The sequence below is a fragment of the Burkholderia sp. Cy-637 genome, assembly GCF_011753175.1.
Taxonomy (GTDB): Bacteria; Pseudomonadota; Gammaproteobacteria; order Burkholderiales; family Burkholderiaceae; genus Burkholderia; species Burkholderia gladioli.
The window spans coordinates 1-3,169 of record NZ_VWWC01000322.1; the positions used below are offsets into that span (position 1 = coordinate 1).

A 3,169-nucleotide genomic window follows, 5' to 3' on the forward strand; every position below is an offset into this window, starting at 1 on the left:
TGTGCCGGCCGCGCGCGCGGCGTCGGCGGCGCGCGCCTGGGCCAGGGTGAGATCGGGGTCGACGTGGACGAACGCGTTGAGCTCGCGCGCCGCGTCGATGCGTTGCAGGTAGAGCTGCGCGAGCTCGACGGCCGAGGTTTGGCCGGCGTCGAGCGCGGCGCGCAGTTCGGTCAGGCTGTTGGCATGCATTGCTGGAGGATTCCTGGATTCTTGAGCGAGCGCGGCGAGCCGCGATCCCGGGCCGGGCGGGCCGGCCTTGTTATTCGATCACCTTCGGCACCAGGAACAGGCCTTCCTGGACGGCGGGCGCCGGGCGCTGGTTCTCGTCGCGATTCACGTGCTCGGTCACGGCATCCTCGCGCAGGCGCTGGGCCACGTCCTGGATCTGCTCGATCGGGTGCGCGAGCGGCGCGATGCCGGTCGTGTCGACGGCGCGCATCTGCTCGACGAGGCCGAAGAAGTCGTTGAGCTGGGCGAGCGTGTGCTCGGCCTCGGCGTCGGCTATCTCGAGCCGCGCGAGGTGCGCGATGCGTTTCACATCGTTCAGGGTCAAAGCCATGCGTTTCACCGGAAAAACTGGGCTTGTGCGACGCATCGGAAGCCGCGCCGCGACAGGGGGTTGGAGGACTCGTTCGAACCCTCAAAAAGCGGGGACGAAGCGGTGAATTGACGGTCCGTTTGGGTTCAAATACCCGGAAATTATAAGGTATCATTACGCGTTCGACCCAGCCCCGGACCGTCCCTCCCGCACGGCTTACCGTTAGCTGCAAGCCGGCTGCCACCAGCCCGCCTGCCGCGCGGCTCGCGCGACGGCCCCGGTAGATTTCACACGCAGCTTCGCGTTCCCGAGGCGGCCGCTCCCGCCCGATCCGAGGCTGTTATTTTTTCCGCCGCCACCCCAGCGCGCCAACTCGGCCCGGGGTCGGCCCAGAGCGAGACAGGATTCTGAATGTTCGGTTTTTTGCGCAGCTACTTCTCCAACGATCTCGCGATCGATCTCGGCACCGCAAACACCCTCATCTACATGCGCGGCAAGGGCATCGTCCTCGATGAGCCGTCCGTCGTGTCGATCCGCCAGGAAGGCGGCCCCAACGGCAAGAAGACGATCCAGGCGGTCGGCAAGGAAGCCAAGCAGATGCTCGGCAAGGTGCCGGGCAACATCGAGGCGATCCGTCCGATGAAAGACGGCGTGATCGCCGACTTCACCGTCACCGAGCAGATGATCAAGCAGTTCATCAAGACGGCGCACGAGTCGCGGATGTTCTCGCCCTCGCCGCGCATCATCATCTGCGTGCCCTGCGGCTCGACCCAGGTCGAGCGCCGCGCCATCAAGGAAGCCGCGCACGGCGCCGGCGCCTCGCAGGTCTACCTGATCGAGGAGCCGATGGCGGCCGCGATCGGCGCCGGCCTGCCGGTCTCGGAAGCCACCGGCTCGATGGTGGTCGACATCGGCGGCGGCACCACCGAGGTGGGCGTGATCTCGCTGGGCGGCATCGTCTACAAGGGTTCGGTGCGCGTGGGCGGCGACAAGTTCGACGAGGCGATCGTCAACTACATCCGCCGCAACTACGGCATGCTGATCGGCGAGCAGACCGCCGAGGCGATCAAGAAGGAAATCGGCTCCGCCTTCCCCGGCTCCGAGGTCAAGGAGATGGAAGTGAAGGGCCGCAACCTGTCGGAAGGCATCCCGCGCAGCTTCACGATCTCCAGCAACGAAATCCTCGAGGCGCTGACCGATCCGCTGAACCAGATCGTCTCGTCGGTGAAAATCGCCCTCGAACAGACCCCGCCGGAACTGGGCGCCGACATCGCCGAGCGCGGCATGATGCTGACCGGCGGCGGCGCGCTGCTGCGCGACCTGGACCGCCTGCTGGCCGAGGAAACCGGCCTGCCGGTGCTGGTCGCCGAGGATCCGCTGACCTGCGTGGTGCGCGGCTCCGGCATGGCGCTCGAGCGCATGGACAAGCTCGGCAGCATCTTCTCGTACGAATAAATCCGGGCCCGGGCCGCGTCGTCGGGCGACGCGCGCGGCCCATGCCGGCGGGCGCCCGCCCCCGGCAGCAGTCACCGACGACGCACGCGCGACGCGCCGGCTTGGCAAGATCAGCCGAACCGCCGCGCGTTTTTCGCGTCTGAGGATCATTTAACCGATCAAGCGCCCGGCGCCGACCATGGAATACAGTCCGCCGCCCCTCTTCAAGCAAGGTCCTTCCGCGCTCGCGCGGCTGATCTTCTTCGTCGCGCTGGCGATCGCGCTCCTCGTCTCGGATGCGCGCTTCAGTACGCTCGAAATCGTCCGGGGCATCCTGGGCACCGCGCTGTTCCCGCTGCAACGGGCCGCGCTGGTGCCGCGCGACCTGTTCATGGGCGCCGCCGACCTCGCCGCCACCAATGCCTCGCTGCGCCACGACAACCAGCAGCTGCGCGAGCGCAACCTGGCGCTGTCGCTGCAGGCCAACCAGGCCGGCCAGCTGATGTCCGACAACGCGCACCTGCGCGCCGTGCTGGGCCTGCGCGCGCGGATCGCCGCCCAGTCCACCCCGGTCGAGATCCAGTACGACACCAGCGATCCGTTCTCGCAGAAGGTGGTGATCGGCCACGGCTCGCACGACGACATCCAGAACGGCGCGCCGGTGGTGACCGAGGACGGCGTGGTCGGCCAGGTCACGCGCGTGTTCCCGCTGCAGTCCGAGATCACCCTGATCACCGATCGCGACCTGGCGATTCCCGTGCAGGTGCTGCGCACCGGGCTGCGCAGCGTGATCTACGGCACCCCGAAGGGCGATTCGCTGGACCTGCGCTTCGTGCCGACCAGCGCCGACCTGATGGTGGGCGACGAGCTGGTGACCAGCGGCCTGGACGGCACCTACCCGCCGGGCCTGCCGGTGGCCAAGGTGGTGCGGATCGACAAGCTGGCCGACACCGCCTTCGCGCACGTGGTCTGCATGCCGGTGGCGGCGGTGCGCGGCGCGCGCGAGATGCTGGTGCTGCACTACCAGAACGACGTGCCGCCGCGCCCGGTCGACCCGGACGCGGACAAGAACGCCAAGGGCAAGAAGGGCGCGAAGGCCGCCGACAAGGGCAAGGGCGCGGCGCCCGCCGCCGGCGAGAAGCCGGCCGCCACCGCGCCGGCGCCGGCCCAGGCCGCCCCGGCAGCCCCCGCCGCCAG

The 3,169-nt window shown here is 68.7% G+C and carries 3 protein-coding genes and 1 pseudogene; 2 read left to right on the forward strand and 2 right to left on the reverse strand.

Annotated elements, in window-relative coordinates; all coding sequences use genetic code 11:
* Both F3J10_RS35015 and gatC read right to left on the reverse strand, forming a co-directional pair.
* Positions 1-189, reverse strand: a pseudogene (locus tag F3J10_RS35015) (Asp-tRNA(Asn)/Glu-tRNA(Gln) amidotransferase GatCAB subunit A); the annotation flags it as partial.
* A 70-nt stretch (positions 190-259) separates the two neighbouring features.
* Entirely contained in the window at positions 260-559 is a 300-nt protein-coding gene (gene gatC / locus F3J10_RS35020) for an Asp-tRNA(Asn)/Glu-tRNA(Gln) amidotransferase subunit GatC (protein WP_025097222.1), read from the reverse strand.
* A gap of 390 nt (positions 560-949) precedes the next feature.
* Between gatC and F3J10_RS35025 the strand changes: the two genes are divergently transcribed.
* Together F3J10_RS35025 and mreC are read left to right on the forward strand one after the other, a co-directional pair.
* Positions 950-1,993: a rod shape-determining protein gene (locus tag F3J10_RS35025; RefSeq protein WP_004189550.1), complete on the forward strand. Its 1,044-nt coding sequence runs from the start codon at positions 950-952 to the stop codon at positions 1,991-1,993.
* Positions 1,994-2,171: 178 nt separating this feature from the next.
* A partial coding sequence (mreC, locus tag F3J10_RS35030) for a rod shape-determining protein MreC (protein ID WP_167243995.1) occupies positions 2,172-3,169 on the forward strand: 998 nt, incomplete at its 3' end.

Excerpts from the sequence above, each read along its gene's own strand:
- F3J10_RS35025 (WP_004189550.1), top strand. The coding sequence starts at position 950 with ATGTTCGGTTTTTTGCGCAGCTACTTCTCCAACGATCTCGCGATCGAT.
- gatC (WP_025097222.1), bottom strand. The coding sequence starts at position 559 with ATGGCTTTGACCCTGAACGATGTGAAACGCATCGCGCACCTCGCGCGG.